This window comes from Leisingera sp. G5_S3_59_S7, from assembly GCF_054968485.1.
Window position 1 is genome coordinate 22,169 of sequence record NZ_JBQKUH010000045.1, and the last position, 14,577, is coordinate 36,745.

Annotated in this window: 13 protein-coding genes; 9 read left to right on the top strand and 4 right to left on the bottom strand. The window is 63.6% G+C overall.

Going from position 1 to position 14,577, the window contains the following annotated elements; genetic code table 11:
- Window positions 1-3: 3 nt before the first annotated feature.
- From ACTRWG_RS17175 to tldD, 4 genes are all read right to left on the bottom strand, one after another.
- Window positions 4-708 carry a CoA transferase subunit A gene (locus ACTRWG_RS17175; RefSeq protein WP_027236760.1) on the bottom strand — a complete coding sequence of 235 codons (705 nt, stop codon included), beginning with the start codon at window positions 706-708 and terminating at the stop codon, window positions 4-6.
- 423 nt (window positions 709-1,131) lie between these two features.
- Complete coding sequence (topA, locus tag ACTRWG_RS17180) at window positions 1,132-3,795, bottom strand: type I DNA topoisomerase (protein WP_462829669.1); 2,664 nt, start codon at window positions 3,793-3,795, stop codon at window positions 1,132-1,134.
- A gap of 130 nt (window positions 3,796-3,925) precedes the next feature.
- Window positions 3,926-5,104 (bottom strand): DNA-processing protein DprA, encoded by a 1,179-nt coding sequence (gene dprA / locus ACTRWG_RS17185; RefSeq protein WP_462829670.1) that lies wholly within the window; start codon window positions 5,102-5,104, stop codon window positions 3,926-3,928.
- Window positions 5,105-5,344: 240 nt separating this feature from the next.
- Window positions 5,345-6,766, bottom strand: a complete 1,422-nt coding sequence (gene tldD / locus ACTRWG_RS17190) for a metalloprotease TldD (RefSeq protein WP_462829671.1) — start codon at window positions 6,764-6,766, stop codon at window positions 5,345-5,347.
- A 192-nt stretch (window positions 6,767-6,958) separates the two neighbouring features.
- Between tldD and coxB the strand changes: the two genes are divergently transcribed.
- The 9 genes from coxB to ACTRWG_RS17235 all read left to right on the top strand — a co-directional run bounded on the left by coxB (window position 6,959) and on the right by ACTRWG_RS17235 (window position 14,479).
- Window positions 6,959-7,804 (top strand): cytochrome c oxidase subunit II, encoded by an 846-nt coding sequence (coxB, locus tag ACTRWG_RS17195; protein ID WP_027236764.1) that lies wholly within the window; start codon window positions 6,959-6,961, stop codon window positions 7,802-7,804.
- Between the two features lie 94 nt (window positions 7,805-7,898).
- Window positions 7,899-8,840 carry a heme o synthase gene (gene cyoE / locus ACTRWG_RS17200; protein ID WP_027236765.1) on the top strand — a complete coding sequence of 314 codons (942 nt, stop codon included), beginning with the start codon at window positions 7,899-7,901 and terminating at the stop codon, window positions 8,838-8,840.
- Between the two features lies 1 nt (window position 8,841).
- Entirely contained in the window at window positions 8,842-9,006 is a 165-nt protein-coding gene (locus tag ACTRWG_RS17205) for a hypothetical protein (protein ID WP_027236766.1), read from the top strand.
- A complete protein-coding gene (locus ACTRWG_RS17210) occupies window positions 9,006-9,593 on the top strand; it encodes a cytochrome c oxidase assembly protein (RefSeq protein WP_027236767.1) in 588 nt (195 codons plus the stop codon). Before ACTRWG_RS17205 ends, ACTRWG_RS17210 begins: the two co-directional genes overlap by 1 nt.
- Window positions 9,594-9,616: 23 nt before the next feature.
- The gene (locus ACTRWG_RS17215; RefSeq protein ID WP_027236768.1) at window positions 9,617-10,426 is read left to right on the top strand and encodes a cytochrome c oxidase subunit 3; all 810 of its coding nucleotides are present in this window, start codon (window positions 9,617-9,619) and stop codon (window positions 10,424-10,426) included.
- Window positions 10,427-10,555: 129 nt separating this feature from the next.
- Window positions 10,556-11,236, top strand: a complete 681-nt coding sequence (locus ACTRWG_RS17220; RefSeq protein ID WP_027236769.1) for an SURF1 family protein — start codon at window positions 10,556-10,558, stop codon at window positions 11,234-11,236.
- A gap of 5 nt (window positions 11,237-11,241) precedes the next feature.
- Window positions 11,242-12,630, top strand: coding sequence for a threonine synthase (thrC, locus tag ACTRWG_RS17225; RefSeq protein WP_027236770.1), 1,389 nt, complete (start codon window positions 11,242-11,244; stop codon window positions 12,628-12,630).
- Window positions 12,627-13,889, top strand: coding sequence for a M16 family metallopeptidase (locus tag ACTRWG_RS17230; protein WP_027236771.1), 1,263 nt, complete (start codon window positions 12,627-12,629; stop codon window positions 13,887-13,889). The genes thrC and ACTRWG_RS17230 overlap by 4 nt, the downstream gene beginning before the upstream one ends.
- A complete protein-coding gene (locus ACTRWG_RS17235) occupies window positions 13,889-14,479 on the top strand; it encodes a GNAT family N-acetyltransferase (protein ID WP_259970638.1) in 591 nt (196 codons plus the stop codon). Before ACTRWG_RS17230 ends, ACTRWG_RS17235 begins: the two co-directional genes overlap by 1 nt.
- The last annotated feature ends 98 nt before the right edge of the window (window positions 14,480-14,577 follow it).

Genomic DNA, 14,577 nt, shown 5'->3' on the forward strand with positions numbered 1-14,577 from the left:
GGTTCAAGCCTCCTCACGCTTGCGGGTGGTGCGCTGCTCGATGCGCTTCTCGTGCTCGCCCTGGATGATGCGGTGCACGTAGATGCCCGGCAGGTGGATCTGGTCGGGGTCCAGCTCGCCGCGGGGCACGATTTCCTCCACTTCCGCCACGCAGATCTTGCCGCACATGGCGGCAGGCGGGTTGAAGTTGCGGGCGGTCTTGCGGAAGATCAGGTTGCCGGTGTCATCCGCCTTCCAGGCCTTAACGATGGAAAGATCGGCAAAGATGCCTTCTTCCAGAATGTAGGTCTCGCCGTTGAAGTCCTTGTGTTCCTTACCCTCGGCAATCACGGTGCCGACACCGGTCTTGGTGTAAAAGCCCGGAATGCCGCAGCCGCCGGCGCGCATGCGCTCGGCCAGGGTGCCCTGGGGATTGAATTCCAGCTCCAGCTCACCGGACAGGTACTGGCGCATGAATTCAGCGTTCTCGCCCACATAGGAGGAGATCATCTTTTTCACCTGCTTGGACTGCAGCAGGATGCCGATGCCGAAATCGTCAACGCCTGCATTGTTGGAGGCAAAGGTCAGGTCCTTGGTGCCCGCGTCCTTGATTGCCTGCAGAAGCAGTTCGGGGATGCCGCAGAGGCCAAAGCCCCCCGCGGCGATCAGCATGCCGTCGTGAAGCAGCCCGTCGAGCGCTTCGGCGGCGTTGGCGTAAACCTTTTTCATGGAGCTCTCCCAACAACTACCGTTTGACAGTGGTTCTGACGCCGGGGCGGGCACAAGTCAACGATACGGAGAAGTTTGCGTATTTCTACGGAGGGAGGTGCGCTCCCGCGCCCTCCCGGCGCCTGTGCCTGCGGCAAGGCGCCGTCAGGCTTGGGCGTGGCGCCGCTGCGCGGCGTGGAAGGATTTGCAGAATTGCCCGTTAAAGGCAGGCTGCCCTTAACGGATGTTTGGGAGTGTTGTCTTGCTGCGCGACACCTCAAGGGCAAGCCGCTGACGCTGCGTCTGCGCCGCCCTTGACCCGCAGCACGCCGGGGGTGCGAGGCGCGGGCGCGCCGCGCCAGCGGCGCCGGGCCCAACGGGCAGGGCGCATGTTAATGCGCCCGCAGCCGGCGGGAGGCGCCGCCCCTGTCCCTTCCTCCGGGATCAATCCTTAGCGGCGGCCTTTTTCGGGGCGGCCTTTTTCTTGGCCGCAGGTTTCTTGGCAGCGGGCTTCTTTGCGGCGGTTTTCTTCTTGCCGCCTTTAGACGCTTTTTCGGAGATCAGCTCGACCGCCATCTCCATGGTCACGTCCTTGGGCTCCACGTCCTTGGGCAGGGTGGCATTCACCTTCTCCCATTTGACATAAGGCCCGTAACGCCCGTCCATGATGTTGACCGCGCCGCCGCTTTCGGGGTGTTCGCCGAGTTCCTTCAGCGGCTTGGCGGCAGCCCGGCTGCCGCGGCGGCCCGGGTTGGCGCGTTTCTCAGCCAGCATCTCCACCGCCCGGTTCATGCCGATCTCAAAGACGTCCAGCGTCTCCTTAAGGTTCACATAAACTGGCTTTTCCTCATCGGGCAGCTGATGCGCGATGTAGGGGCCAAACCGTCCCAGGTTGGCTTGAATTTCACCGCCATCCGGATGCTGGCCGATCTCGCGCGGCAGGGTGAGCAGGGTCAGCGCCTGCTCCAGGGTGATCTCATTCGGTCCCCAGCCTGGCAGGAAGTCCTTGCCTTGCTTGGGCAGCGATGAGCGCGGGGGCTTCTTGTTCTCGGGCGTCGCCTCACCGCGCTGAACATAAGGCCCGAACCGCCCGGATTTGAGGTGGATTTCGTCGCCGTCGTCCTCGCCCAGGATGCGTTCATAGCCTTCGGCCCCTTCGCCGGAAATCGGCCGGGTGTAGTTGCATTCGGGGTAATTGCCGCAGCCGACAAAACCGCCGGTGCGCGAGGTCTTCAGGTGAAGCTGGCCCTGGCCGCATTTCGGGCAGATGCGCGGATCGGTGCCATCTTCGCGCGGCGGGTAGAGCTGCTGCGCCAGCGCGTCGTCCAGCACGTCTAGAACCTCAGTGATGCGCAGCTCGGAGGTCTCGGCGATCGCAGCGGAGAAATCGCGCCAGAACCTGCCCAGGAGGTCCTTGTAGTCGCGTTCGCCCGCGCTCACGTCGTCGAGCTCTTCCTCCAGGTTGGCGGTGAACTCGTAGCCCACATACTTGCGGAAGAAATTGAGCAGGAAGATGGTGACGATCCGGCCCTTATCCTCGGGGAACAGGCGGTTTTTGTCCTTGCGGACGTATTCGCGGTCTTGGATCGTGGTGATCACGGAGGCATAGGTGGAGGGGCGGCCGATTCCGAGCTCTTCCATCCGTTTGACCAGCGTCGCCTCGGTATAGCGCGGCGGAGGCTGGGTATGGTGCTGCAGCGCCAGCACGGCGCCGTCGTCCGACAGGACCGAAGCGTCCTTGCCTGCCTTCTCGGCCTGCGCCGCCAGCGAGGAGGCGAATTTCATCGCCTCGCCTTGCATGATCTGCGGCAGGCGCTTGTCGTCCTCGTCCGCGACATCGTCGCGGCCTTCCTCGTAAACACGCATGAAACCGTCGAACAGCACCACCTGGCCAGTGGCGCGCAGCACAACCTGCTGGTCGTCCGAGCCGATGTCGACGGTGGTGCGCTCCAGCCGCGCGCCTTCCATCTGGCAGGACAGCGTCCGTTTCCAGATCAGGTCATACAACTTGCGCTGGTCGTCGTCGGTTACCTTCAGCGCCTTCGCGTCGCGGCTCATGTCCGTCGGGCGGATACATTCGTGCGCTTCCTGGGCGTTCTTGGCCTTGTTCTTGTAAATCCGGGGCGAGGAGGGAACATACTCGGCGCCATAGCGCTTTTCGATCTCGGCGCGGGCCTCCTGCACGGCCTCCGGCGCCATGTCGATGCCGTCGGTCCGCATATAGGTGATGTAGCCCGCCTCATAAAGCCGTTGCGCTGCGTTCATGGTCTGGCGCGCGCCCATGCCGAACTTGCGGCTGGCCTCCTGTTGCAGAGTGGAGGTCATGAAGGGCGCAGATGGGTTGCGGGCCGCAGGCTTGGCTTCGACCGACAGCACCTTGAGCTGGCGCGACGCTACGGCTTGCACCGCCAGCTCTGCCGCGGTGGAATTCTTCAGGCTGTATTTGTCGAGCTTGTCGCCGCCCAGCACGGTCAGGCGCGCCTCGAACTCCTGGCCGCGCGGGGTCGCCAGCTGTGCGCGCACCGACCAGTATTCCTGCGGGTTGAAGGCCTCGATCTCCATCTCGCGTTCGACGATCAGGCGCAGGCAGACCGATTGCACCCGGCCTGCGGACCGCGCGCCCGGCAGCTTGCGCCACAAAACCGGCGACAGGTTGAAGCCCACAAGGTAGTCAAGCGCGCGCCGGGCCAGATAGGCCTCCACCAGCGGCATGTCGACCTGGCGCGGGTTCTGCATCGCCTCGGTCACCGCTTCCTTGGTGATCGCGTTGAAGGTCACCCGGCTGACGGCGGTATCCTTCTTGATCGAGCGGCGCTTGGTCAGCGCTTCCTGCAGGTGCCAGCTGATTGCCTCGCCCTCGCGGTCGGGGTCGGTAGCGAGAATCAGCGCATTATCGTCTTTCAGCGCGTCGGCGATGGCCTTCACATGTTTGCGGGAATCATTTGCGACTTCCCAGGTCATGCCAAAATCATTGTCAGTATCGACCGAACCGTCCTTGGGCGGCAGGTCGCGCACGTGGCCATAAGACGCCAGAACCGTATAGTCGGGGCCAAGATACTTATTGATTGTTTTTGCTTTGGCCGGGGATTCGACAACAACTACTGGCATAAATTCTGATACCTCTTCGGACCACTTCTGCGGGTTCTATGGCGGGGCAACATGTGGGGCGCAAGAGGTGATTGTCAATCCGGGTGCATTGGCCGCGGCGGCAAACAGGCCGTTCAAGCAGCACCTGCGGTCAATCGCCGTCCTCCGGAAACGCCTTGGACAGCAGTCCGCCCGGCTGGCGGCGGATCGCGCCTTCAAGCTCCAGATCCGTCAGCGCCGGCGCCAGCTCATGCGGCGGCAGGGACAAGTCGCGCAGCAGCTCGGTCTCGGAGGTGGGGGAGGGGCCCAGCCTGCCGAGGATCTGCTGGTGCAGGGCGTGGGTCTGCGCCAGGCTGCGCCGCTGGGGCGGCGGCGGGGGCAGGTCTGCCAGTGCCTCTTGCAGGCGGTTTCCGGCCGGATCGGGCGGGGGCAGGCCGCACGGCGGCAGAGCCGCCAGCACATCGGCAGCATCGCGGACCAGCAGGGCACCGTCACGGATCAGCCGGTTGCAGCCGGAGCTGCGGGCATCAAACGGGTGGCCCGGCACGGCCAGCACCTCGCGCCCGTAATCCAGCGCATCCTGGGCGGTGATCAGGGTGCCGGACTTCGCCGCCGCCTCCACCACCATCACGGCGCGGGCCATGCCGGCGATGATCCGGTTGCGCTTGGGAAAGTCGCGGGCCTGCGGAGTGAGGCCCATCGGCTGTTCCGACAGCCGCAGGCCGGTTTTGCAGATATCCTCGGCCAGCCGCGCGTTTTCCGCGGGGTAAATCACATCGGCGCCGCCTGCCAGCACTGCGAGTGTGCCGGTTTGCAGCGTCGCCTGATGCGCGGCGGTATCAATGCCGCGGGCCATGCCGGAGATCACAGTATACCCCGCTTCACCCAGATTCTGCGCCAGCGACCGGGCCATGCGCAGCCCTAGCGAGGACGCGTTCCGCGCCCCGACTATGGCAATCATCGGACGGTCCAGAATCGAAAGATCGCCAATGGCCCACAACAGGGGCGGGGCGTCCTTCAGTCCGGTCAGGAGTTTGGGATAGTCGGGGTCCGGAAAGCACAAAAGCCGCGCTTTGGCGGCTTTTGCGGCCTTAATTTCGGCGTCCACCGCTTTGGCAGGGCATGTTTCATACCCCTTGATGCCTGCGGAGCGTGCCACTTCGGGCAGCGCTTCCAGCGCGTTCTGCGCTGAACCGTATTCAGCGAGCAGCCGGTGAAAGGTCACCGGGCCGACCCGCTTGGAGCGCAACAGACGAAGCCATGAAAACTGAGTATCTTCCGTGGTGGGTGGGAGTGGGGGGTGAGTGGAAGAATGTGCTTCTTCAGTCATCCGCAGCTCCGCCTGTTTGCAGGATTAGAATTAACCCTTAGGCGGTTAACAGTTAGTGAACAGCCAGCAGTTTTCGGCCAATACCCTGAAAATTATCCTAAGTGTCGAAAACAAATGAAGAAATATTAATCCCAAAAAGATCTTGCGCCGCTCCGTGCGGCAGAGGGGGCCGGAAGCGCTGGTATCCGGCCCGGAAATTTACGGCAGTATCATGGTTTTACCGGCTTTTTGCGGGATGATTCAGGCCGCCGAGCCGCCAACGGTCAGCCCGCCCATCAGCACCGAGGGCTGGCCGACGCCCACCGGAACCCATTGGCCTGCCTTGCCGCAATTGCCCATGCCGGGGTCCAGCGCCATGTCGTTGCCAAGGCCGCGAATCTGTTTCAGCGCGGTTGCGCCGTCGCCGATCAGCGTGGCGCCCTTAACCGGCGCGCCGACCTTGCCGTCCTTCACCCGGTAGGCCTCGGTGCAGGAGAACACGAACTTGCCGTTGGTGATATCCACCTGGCCGCCGCCAAAGCCCACGGCCCAGATACCGTCCTTAATGCCTGCCACCAGATCGCCGGGATCGGAATTGCCGCCCAGCATATAAGTATTGGTCATCCGCGGCATCGGCGCGTGGGCATAGCTTTGGCGCCGCCCGTTGCCGGTGGGGGAGACGCCCATCAGGCGGGCGTTCTGGCGGTCCTGCATGAAGCCGACCAGCACGCCGTCCTCGATCAGCGTGGTTTTCTGGCTTGGCGTGCCCTCGTCATCCACAGTGATAGAGCCGCGCCGGTCCGGGATGGTGCCGTCGTCCAGCACCGTCACTCCTTTTGCAGCGATCTGCTGGCCCATCAGGCCGGCAAAGGCAGACGACCCCTTGCGGTTGAAGTCGCCCTCCAGCCCGTGGCCGATCGCCTCGTGCAGCAGGATGCCGGGCCAGCCGGGGCCAAGCACCACGTCCATTTCGCCGGCGGGGGCAGGGACCGCGTCCAGATTGACCAGGGCGATGCGCAGCGCCTCCTGCACCTGGGCCTGCCAGTGCTGGGGGTCGACCAGCCCATCAAGGCCCAGACGCCCGCCGCCGCCGGCCGAGCCGCTTTCGCGGCGGCCGTCCTTTTCCACGATCACCGAAACATTGAGCCGCGCCATCGGGCGGGTGTCGCGCACCCGCGCACCGTCCGCGCGCAGGATCTCCACCTCTTGCAGCGAGGCAGCCAGGGACGCGGAAACCTGAACCACGCGTTGATCCAGATCACGTGCATAGGCATCAATTTCGCGCAGCGTCTCCACCTTCACCGGGAACGGCATGGCGCTGATCGGGTCGGCATCGGTGTACAGCTTTTTGTTGGTCGCCTGGGGCGCGTCCGAGTAGGTGCCGCCGCCCTCGCCAACAGCCAGCTTGGCCGTCTCTGCCGCCCGCTTCAGCGACGCGATGGAGACATCGGTTGTATGCGCGTATCCGGCCACATCGCCGTTTACCGCCCGCAAACCAAAGCCCTCGGACGCATCGTAGCTGGCGCTGCGCAGCCGCCCGTCGTCAAAGGACAGGGCCTCCGACTTGCGGCGCTCGGCAAAGATCTCGCCATCCTCCGCGCCATTCAGCGCATCGCGCAGCGTCGCCAGCGCCTCATCCTCCGGAAGCGCGGTTTCAAAGGGGCGGAAGGCTGGGTTTTCCATGGCACGGTCCTCGGATTTTTTTGATCTAAATCAAGAAAGCGACGGTTTGACGCTTGGCTGCCTCTTTATCTGTACGCCCGAATATGATTTTAAGCGGCGTCAAAGACAACGGGGCTGGTGCGTTTTGTGGAATCATTGATTCCCCCATTCGTGCTGCCGCAGATAAATGCGATCAACCGATCAGGACAGAACATGAAAAACGCTTTGATGCTTTCGGGCCTTTTTGCCGGCCTTTCGAGCCTTCCAGCAATGGCGCAAGAAGGCCTGGAAACCATTGGTAAGCCGGTTGACGGCGGGCTGAACTTTCAGCCGGCGGCGACCTCGCTGGCAGAAGGCCTGCAGCGCCTGGACTACATGATCCTGGTGATCATCACCGTCATCTGCGTGTTCGTCGCGGGCCTGCTGCTGTGGGCGATCCTGCGGTTCAACCGCCGCGCCAACCCGACCCCGGCCAAGTTCACCCACCATACCCCGATCGAGATCGCCTGGACCGTGGTGCCGATCCTGGTGCTGGTGTTCATCGGTTCTTTCTCGCTGCCGCAGCTGTTTGCCCAGCAGGAGATCCCCGAGGGCGACATCAACATCAAGGTGACCGGCTACCAGTGGTACTGGGGCTATGAGTACACCGACCACGAGTTCGGCTTCGAAAGCTTCCTGCTGCCCAAGGACCAGCTGGCCGCAAACGGCTATGCCGAGGACGAGTACCTGCTTGCCACCGACACCGCCGTTGTCGTGCCCTCGGGCAAGACCATCGTGATGAACGTGACCGCGGCGGACGTGATCCACTCCTGGACCATCCCGGCCTTCGGCGTGAAGCAGGACGGCGTTCCGGGCCGCCTGGCACAGCTGTGGTTCAAGGTCGACGAAGGCAAGGAAGGCATCTACTTCGGCCAGTGCTCCGAGCTGTGCGGCAAGGACCACGCCTACATGCCGATCACCGTCAAGGTCGTGACCCAGGAAGAGTATGACGCCTGGCTGGAAGGCGCCAAGGAAGAGTACGCGGGCATCCCGCAGGCCTACCAGGTCGCTTCCAACTGATAGCTGGAAGGCGGGGCGCATGCCGCCCCATCTGCCGCAGTGAAAAGACCAGGGTGCGCAGCGATGCGCACCTGTTGCCGCCAAAGGACCCAAGATGAGCGACGCAAGCATCAACGCAAGCCGGGCATATGAGGACGAGGCCAGCTTTGGCGACTATTTCGCCCTGCTGAAACCCCGTGTCATGTCGCTGGTGGTGTTCACCGCTCTGGTCGGGCTGCTGGCCGCGCCTGCCGGCGTGCATCCTGTAATCGGCTTCAGCGCCATCCTGTTCATCGCCATCGGCGGTGGCGCCTCCGGCGCGCTGAACATGTGGTGGGATGCGGACATCGACAAGGTAATGAAACGCACCAAGTCCCGCCCGATTCCGGCCGGCAAGGTCGAGCCGGGCGAGGCGCTGGCGCTGGGTCTGGCGCTGTCGGGCCTGTCGGTGATCATGCTGGCGCTGGCGGCCAATGTCTTTGCCGGTGCGTTTCTGGCCTTCACCATCTTCTTTTACGTGGTGGTCTACACCATGTGGCTGAAGCGCGCGACGCCGCAGAACATCGTGATCGGCGGCGCAGCGGGGGCCTTCCCGCCGGTGATCGGCTGGATCGCCGCCACCGGCACCATGTCGGTTGAGCCCTGGCTGATGTTCCTGCTGACCTTCATGTGGACGCCGCCGCATTTCTGGGCGCTGGCGCTGTTCATGCGCTCCGATTATGACGACGCAGGCGTGCCGATGCTGACCGTGACCCACGGCCGCCGCGCCACCCGCGTGCATATCCTGGTTTACACCGTGCTGCTGGCGCTGCTGGCCGTTGGCACCGCATTCTCCGGCATCGGCGGGCCGCTGTACCTGGCCGCAGCGCTGGTGATGAACGCGCTGTTCCTGCATGGCGCCTGGAAGATTTCCCGCCGCGACGAGGACGATTCCGAAGCAGACAATTTCAAGGTGGAGCGCAGCTTCTTCAAACTGTCGCTGCTCTACCTGTTTCTGCACTTCGGCGCGATCCTGGCCGAGGCGCTGCTGAAGCCCTACGGGCTGGGAGGCTGGTAATATGGCGCTGCGCAAGGAACATGAAATCCACAAACGCCGATCCGGCCGCAACATGGGCGTGGGCATCCTGCTGGCCGCCTTTGTGGTGCTGATCCTGGCCCTGACCATGGTCAAGGTCACCTCCAACGGCTTCTCCTTTCCTGATACCCAGGCGGAGCAGAACTGATGGCGCTGCAAGGTCCCCGGAAAACCGTTCTCCAGCTTGTGGGCGTGGTTGTCCTGATGGGCGGCCTGTCCTGGGCGTCGGTGCCGTTTTACGACTGGTTCTGCCGGGTCACCGGCTTTGGCGGCGTCACCGGCGTGGCCAGCGCCGGTTCGGACACAATTCTGGACCAGACCATCAAGGTGCGTTTCGACGGATCCAAGCAGCGCGGAATGCCGTGGGAGTTCAAGCCGGTCCAGCGCGAGATGGAAGTCCGCCTCGGCGAAACCGGCCTGGCGTTCTATGAGGCGTACAACCCGACCGACCGCCCGGTGGCGGGGCAGGCGTCCTACAATGTCACGCCCTATCAGGCCGGCGGGTTCTTTTCGAAAATCGACTGCTTCTGCTTTACTGAGCAGGTGCTTCAGCCGGGGGAGCGGGTGCAGATGCCCGTGACCTTCTATGTGGATCCCGAAATCATTGACGACCGGGATGCAAAATACGTGCATACGATCACGCTTTCGTACACGTTCCATGAAATCGATCTGCCCGAGGGCTATGCAGCGCTCGAAACCGGGGATAACACCGGGGCAGGCTCAACCACGAACTAGGCCGCTAGGTGAGGGACACTTAAATGGCGCACGCTAAAAATCACGATTATCACATTCTGCCGCCGTCGATCTGGCCGCTGGCCGCCTCTGTGGGCACTTTCGTCATGCTGGTTGGCGCAGTGTTCTGGATGAAGGGCATCACTGCCTGGGCCTTCTGGATCGGCTTCGTCGCGGTTCTGTACTCCGCCTTTGCCTGGTGGTCCGAAGTGGTGGCCGAAAGCCGCCAGGGCGACCACACCCCCGTCGTGCGCATCGGCCTGCGTTACGGCTTCATCCTGTTTGTGATGTCCGAGGTGATGTTCTTCTTCGCCTGGTTCTGGTCGTTCTTCAAACATGCCATGTACCCGATGGAGACTTACATCGGCACTGAATACGTGGCGCCGGAAATCTACCCGGTCGACCCGTTCCACCTGCCGCTGATCAACACCCTGATCCTGCTGCTGTCGGGCTGTGCCGTGACCTGGGCGCACCACGCGCTGGTTCACAACAACGACCGCAAGGCGCTGATCCAGGGCCTGGCCATCGGTATCGCCTTTGGCGTCGCCTTCACCTTCCTGCAGGGCTACGAATATGCGCACTTGCTGCACGAAGGCTGGAAGTTCGGCGGTGACGAGTTCTACTCGAACTTCTTCATGGCAACCGGTTTCCACGGCTTCCACGTGATAATCGGCACCATCTTCCTGACCGTCTGCCTGATCCGCGCGATGAAGGGCGACTTCACCCCGGAGCAGCACGTCGGCTTCGAGGCCGCTGCCTGGTACTGGCACTTCGTGGACGTTGTCTGGCTGTTCCTGTTCGTGGCTGTCTACATCTGGGGCACCTCCGGGCTGTAAAGGGCGGCCTGTAACGGGCTGTTTGTAACGGTTACATGTTTGCGGTTGATTATCCGCAGTCATGAAGTCACACACAGGGCGCGCAAGGGACACCTTGCGCGCCCTTGGTTTTGAAACGGAGCGGCACAGATGCGGCGTGTCATCTTCCTGTTGATCATCAGCGGCGCGGGCCTGGCCGTGCTGATCGGGCTTGGAACCTGGCAGCTGCAGCGCAAGGCCTGGAAGGAAGGCATCCTCGACACTATCGAGGAACGCATCGCCGGTGATGCCGCCGCTGGTCTGCCCGCGCCGCTGGACCCTGAAACCGACAAATACCGCCCCGTGCGCCTGCAGGGTGTAATCGGCCCGCAGGAACTGCATGTCCTCACCTCGATCAAGGGCGTTGGCCCCGGCTACCGGGTGATCTCTCCGTTTGGCCTGGAGGACGGCCGCCGGGTTCTGATCGACCGCGGCTTTGTCCCGGTCAAGGACAAGCAGGCCGCGCGCCTGACCGGCCCGGCAGTCATCGAAGGCAACATTCACTGGCCGCAGGAAACCGACAGCTACACGCCGGCGCCCGATCTGGCCGGTAACATCTGGTATGCCAGGGACGCGGACCGCATGGCCGACCACCTCGGCACCGAAGCTGTGATGATCGTCCTGCGCGCCAATCCTGAGGGAGAGGCGGCCCTGCGCCCGGTGCCGGTTTCGGCATCCGGCATCCCCAATGACCACTTGCAATATGCGATCACCTGGTTTTCGCTGGCCTTTATCTGGGCGGCGATGACCATCTATTTTCTGCGGCGCAGCCGCCCCAACCCGAAGAGCTGAAGGCGATGAAATATATCTCGACCCGGGGCCAAGCGCCCGAGCTGACCTTTGAAGACGCGATGCTGACGGGCCTGGCCCGCGACGGCGGGCTTTATGTGCCCGCGGAAATTCCGCAGATGTCCCACGACGAGATCGCGGCGCTGGCGGGGCTGTCTTACGAGGAAACCGCCTTTCGCGTCATGCGCCCGTTCCTTGGCGATTGCTTCACCGATGAGGAATTCCGCGCCATCATTGCCCGCGCCTACGAGAGCTTCGGTCACGCTGCCCGCGCACCGCTGAAGCAGCTGGCGCCGAACCATTTCCTGCTGGAGCTGTTCCACGGCCCGACGCTGGCGTTCAAGGACTTCGCGATGCAGCTGATCGGCCAGCTGTTCCAGACCGCGCTGGAGCGCCGGGGCGACCGGGTGACCATCGCAGGCGCCACCTCCGGCGATACCGGCTCGGCGGCGATGGAGGCCTTCCGGGGCCTGAGCAACGTGGATGTCTTCATCCTCTACCCGCATGGCCGCGTCTCTGAGGTGCAGCGCCGCCAGATGACCACGCCGCAGGACGCCAATGTCCATGCGCTGGCCGTCGATGGCGACTTTGATGACTGCCAGGCGCGCGTCAAGGATATGTTCAACGACTTCGATTTCCGCGACAGCGTGAAACTGGCCGGCGTGAACTCGATCAATATCGCCCGGGTGCTGGCGCAGGTGGTCTATTACTTCTCCTCCGCCGTCAGCCTTGGCGCGCCGCAGCGCAAGGTGAGCTTCACTGTGCCCACCGGCAACTTCGGCGACATCTTTGCAGGCTTCATCGCCAAGCAGATGGGCTTGCCGATTGACCAGCTGGTGGTCGCCACCAATCAGAACGACATCCTGCATCGCTGCCTGTCGGGGCAGGGCTACTACAAGGGCGAAACCCAGCCCTCGATCAGCCCTTCGATGGACATTCAGGTGTCTTCGAACTTCGAGCGCGCATTGTTCTATGCCTATGGCCAGGACAGCAAGGCAGTGGCCCTCTTGATGGATGAGCTGAAGAACGGCGGCTTTGATGTCTCCCAAGGCGCGATGCAGGCGCTGGCCGAGAATTATGAGTCCGGACGCACCTCCGAGGAAGAAACCCTCGCTACCATCAAGTCCGAGCTGGCCTCCTCGGGCGAGCTGATCTGCCCGCATGGCGCAGTGGCCGTGAAGGTCGCCAATGAGCACCGCAAGGCAGATGTGCCGATGATCACCCTGGCCACGGCGCACCCGGCGAAATTCCCGGCGGCCGTCGAAGACGCCAGCGGCATTCATCCGCCTCTTCCCCCGCGCATGGCGGACCTGTATGAGAGGCCGGAACGGGTGACCCGGATCGCCAACGATCTGGCTGCCCTCGAGGATCATATCAGAAAGAACATCGCGAATTGACAGTTCAGCAGCACACACTCGCCAACGGGTTCCGCATCGTGTCCGAGCATATGCCGGGACTGGAATCCGCGGCGGTCGGGATCTGGGTCACTGCCGGCGGCCGCCACGAGCGGCTTGAGCAGAACGGCATTGCCCATTTCCTGGAGCACATGGCGTTTAAGGGAACCAAAACCCGTTCGGCCCTGCAGATCGCCGAGGAGATTGAGGATGTCGGCGGCTACATCAACGCCTACACCTCGCGCGAGGTGACGGCCTATTACGCCCGTGTGCTCAAGGACGACGTGCCGCTGGCAGTGGATGTGATCGGGGACATCCTGCTGAACCCGGTTTTTGACACGCGCGAGATCGAGGTCGAGCGCGGGGTGATCCTGCAAGAGATCGGCCAGTCGCTGGACACGCCGGATGATGTGATCTTTGACTGGCTGCAGGAAGAGAGCTACCGCGGCCAGCCTTTGGGCCGCACTATCTTGGGGCCGGAGGAGCGAGTCCGCAGTTTCTCCCGCGCCGATTTGCAGGGGTTTGTCGAGGAACACTACGGTCCTGGCCAGATGATCCTGGCGGCGGCCGGCGGTGTGGACCATGACGCCTTGGTTAAACTCGCTGACCGGCTGTTCGGCCACATGGAGGCCAAGACCAGTCTTACCGCGGAAGGCGCCACCTTCACCGGCGGCGAGGCGCGGCAGATCAAGGATCTTGAGCAGGCGCATTTTGCGCTGGCGCTTGAGGGGCCGGGCTACCGCGACCAGTCGATGTACACTGCGCAGATCTACGCCAGCGCGCTCGGCGGGGGCATGTCCTCGCGGCTGTTTCAGGAAGTGCGCGAAAAACGCGGCCTCTGCTACACCATCTTCTCCCAGGCGGGCTCATATGCCGATACCGGTTCAATGACGGTTTATGCCGGCACGTCCGGGGAGCAGCTGGCAGAGCTTGCGGGCATCACCATAGACGAGATGAAACGCGCTGCGGACGACATGAGCGACGCTGAAGTGGAACGCGCCCGCGCGCAGATGAAGGCAGGAATGCTGATGGGGCTGGAAAGCCCCTCTAACCGGGCGGAGCGGCTGGCGCGGCTGGTGCAGATCTGGGACAAGGTGCCGTCGCTGGAGCGCACTGTCGAACGGATCGACGCGGTGACCACCAAGGATGTGCGGGCGCTGGCCGAGACCATGGCCGTGACGGCCCCGGCGGCGCTGGCGCTGTATGGCCCGGTGGCGGATGCCCCGGCGCTTGAGAGGCTGCAGGAGAGGCGCGCCGCCTGATGCTGCTCACCCGCCGCAAGGTCCGCATTGAAACCGAACGCCTGACTCTCAGGCCGCCGGTGCATGCGGATTTTCACGGCTGGGCGGCGCTCAGGCTGCAAAGCCAAGCCTATCTCACCCCGTGGGAGCCCAGCTGGGCGGCGGATCACCTCAGCCGCAAGAGCTTTACCAACCGGGTCTATTGGGCGCGCCGCTCGGTATCCTCGGGCTCAGCCATGCCGCTGTTCCTGATCCGCCGGTCGGATCAGGTTCTGGTGGGGGCGATCACGCTGGATAATATCCGCCGGGGCCCGGCCCAGGCCGGCACGCTGGGCTATTGGACCGGACAGCCCTTTGCCCGCCTGGGCTACATGCGCGAGGCGATCGGCGCGGTGGTGCATCACGCGTTCACCAAGCTGGACCTGTCCCGGATCGAGGCTGCCTGCCTGCCGGAAAACCAGGCCTCCCGCGGGCTGTTGGAGAAGTCCGGCTTCAAATACGAGGGCGTCGCCCAGTCCTACCTGCAGATCAATGGCCGCTGGCGCACCCATGTGCTCTACGCCGCACTGCGCCACGACCGCCGCGGCAAGACGCTGACAGGCCAGGCTTAGGCACCGGAGACTCCGCAAAGGGCAAAGGCTCCCGCCCGTCGCCGGTGCATTGAAATGCACCGCTCCCGTTGGGCATGGCGCCGCACCAGCGGTGCGGC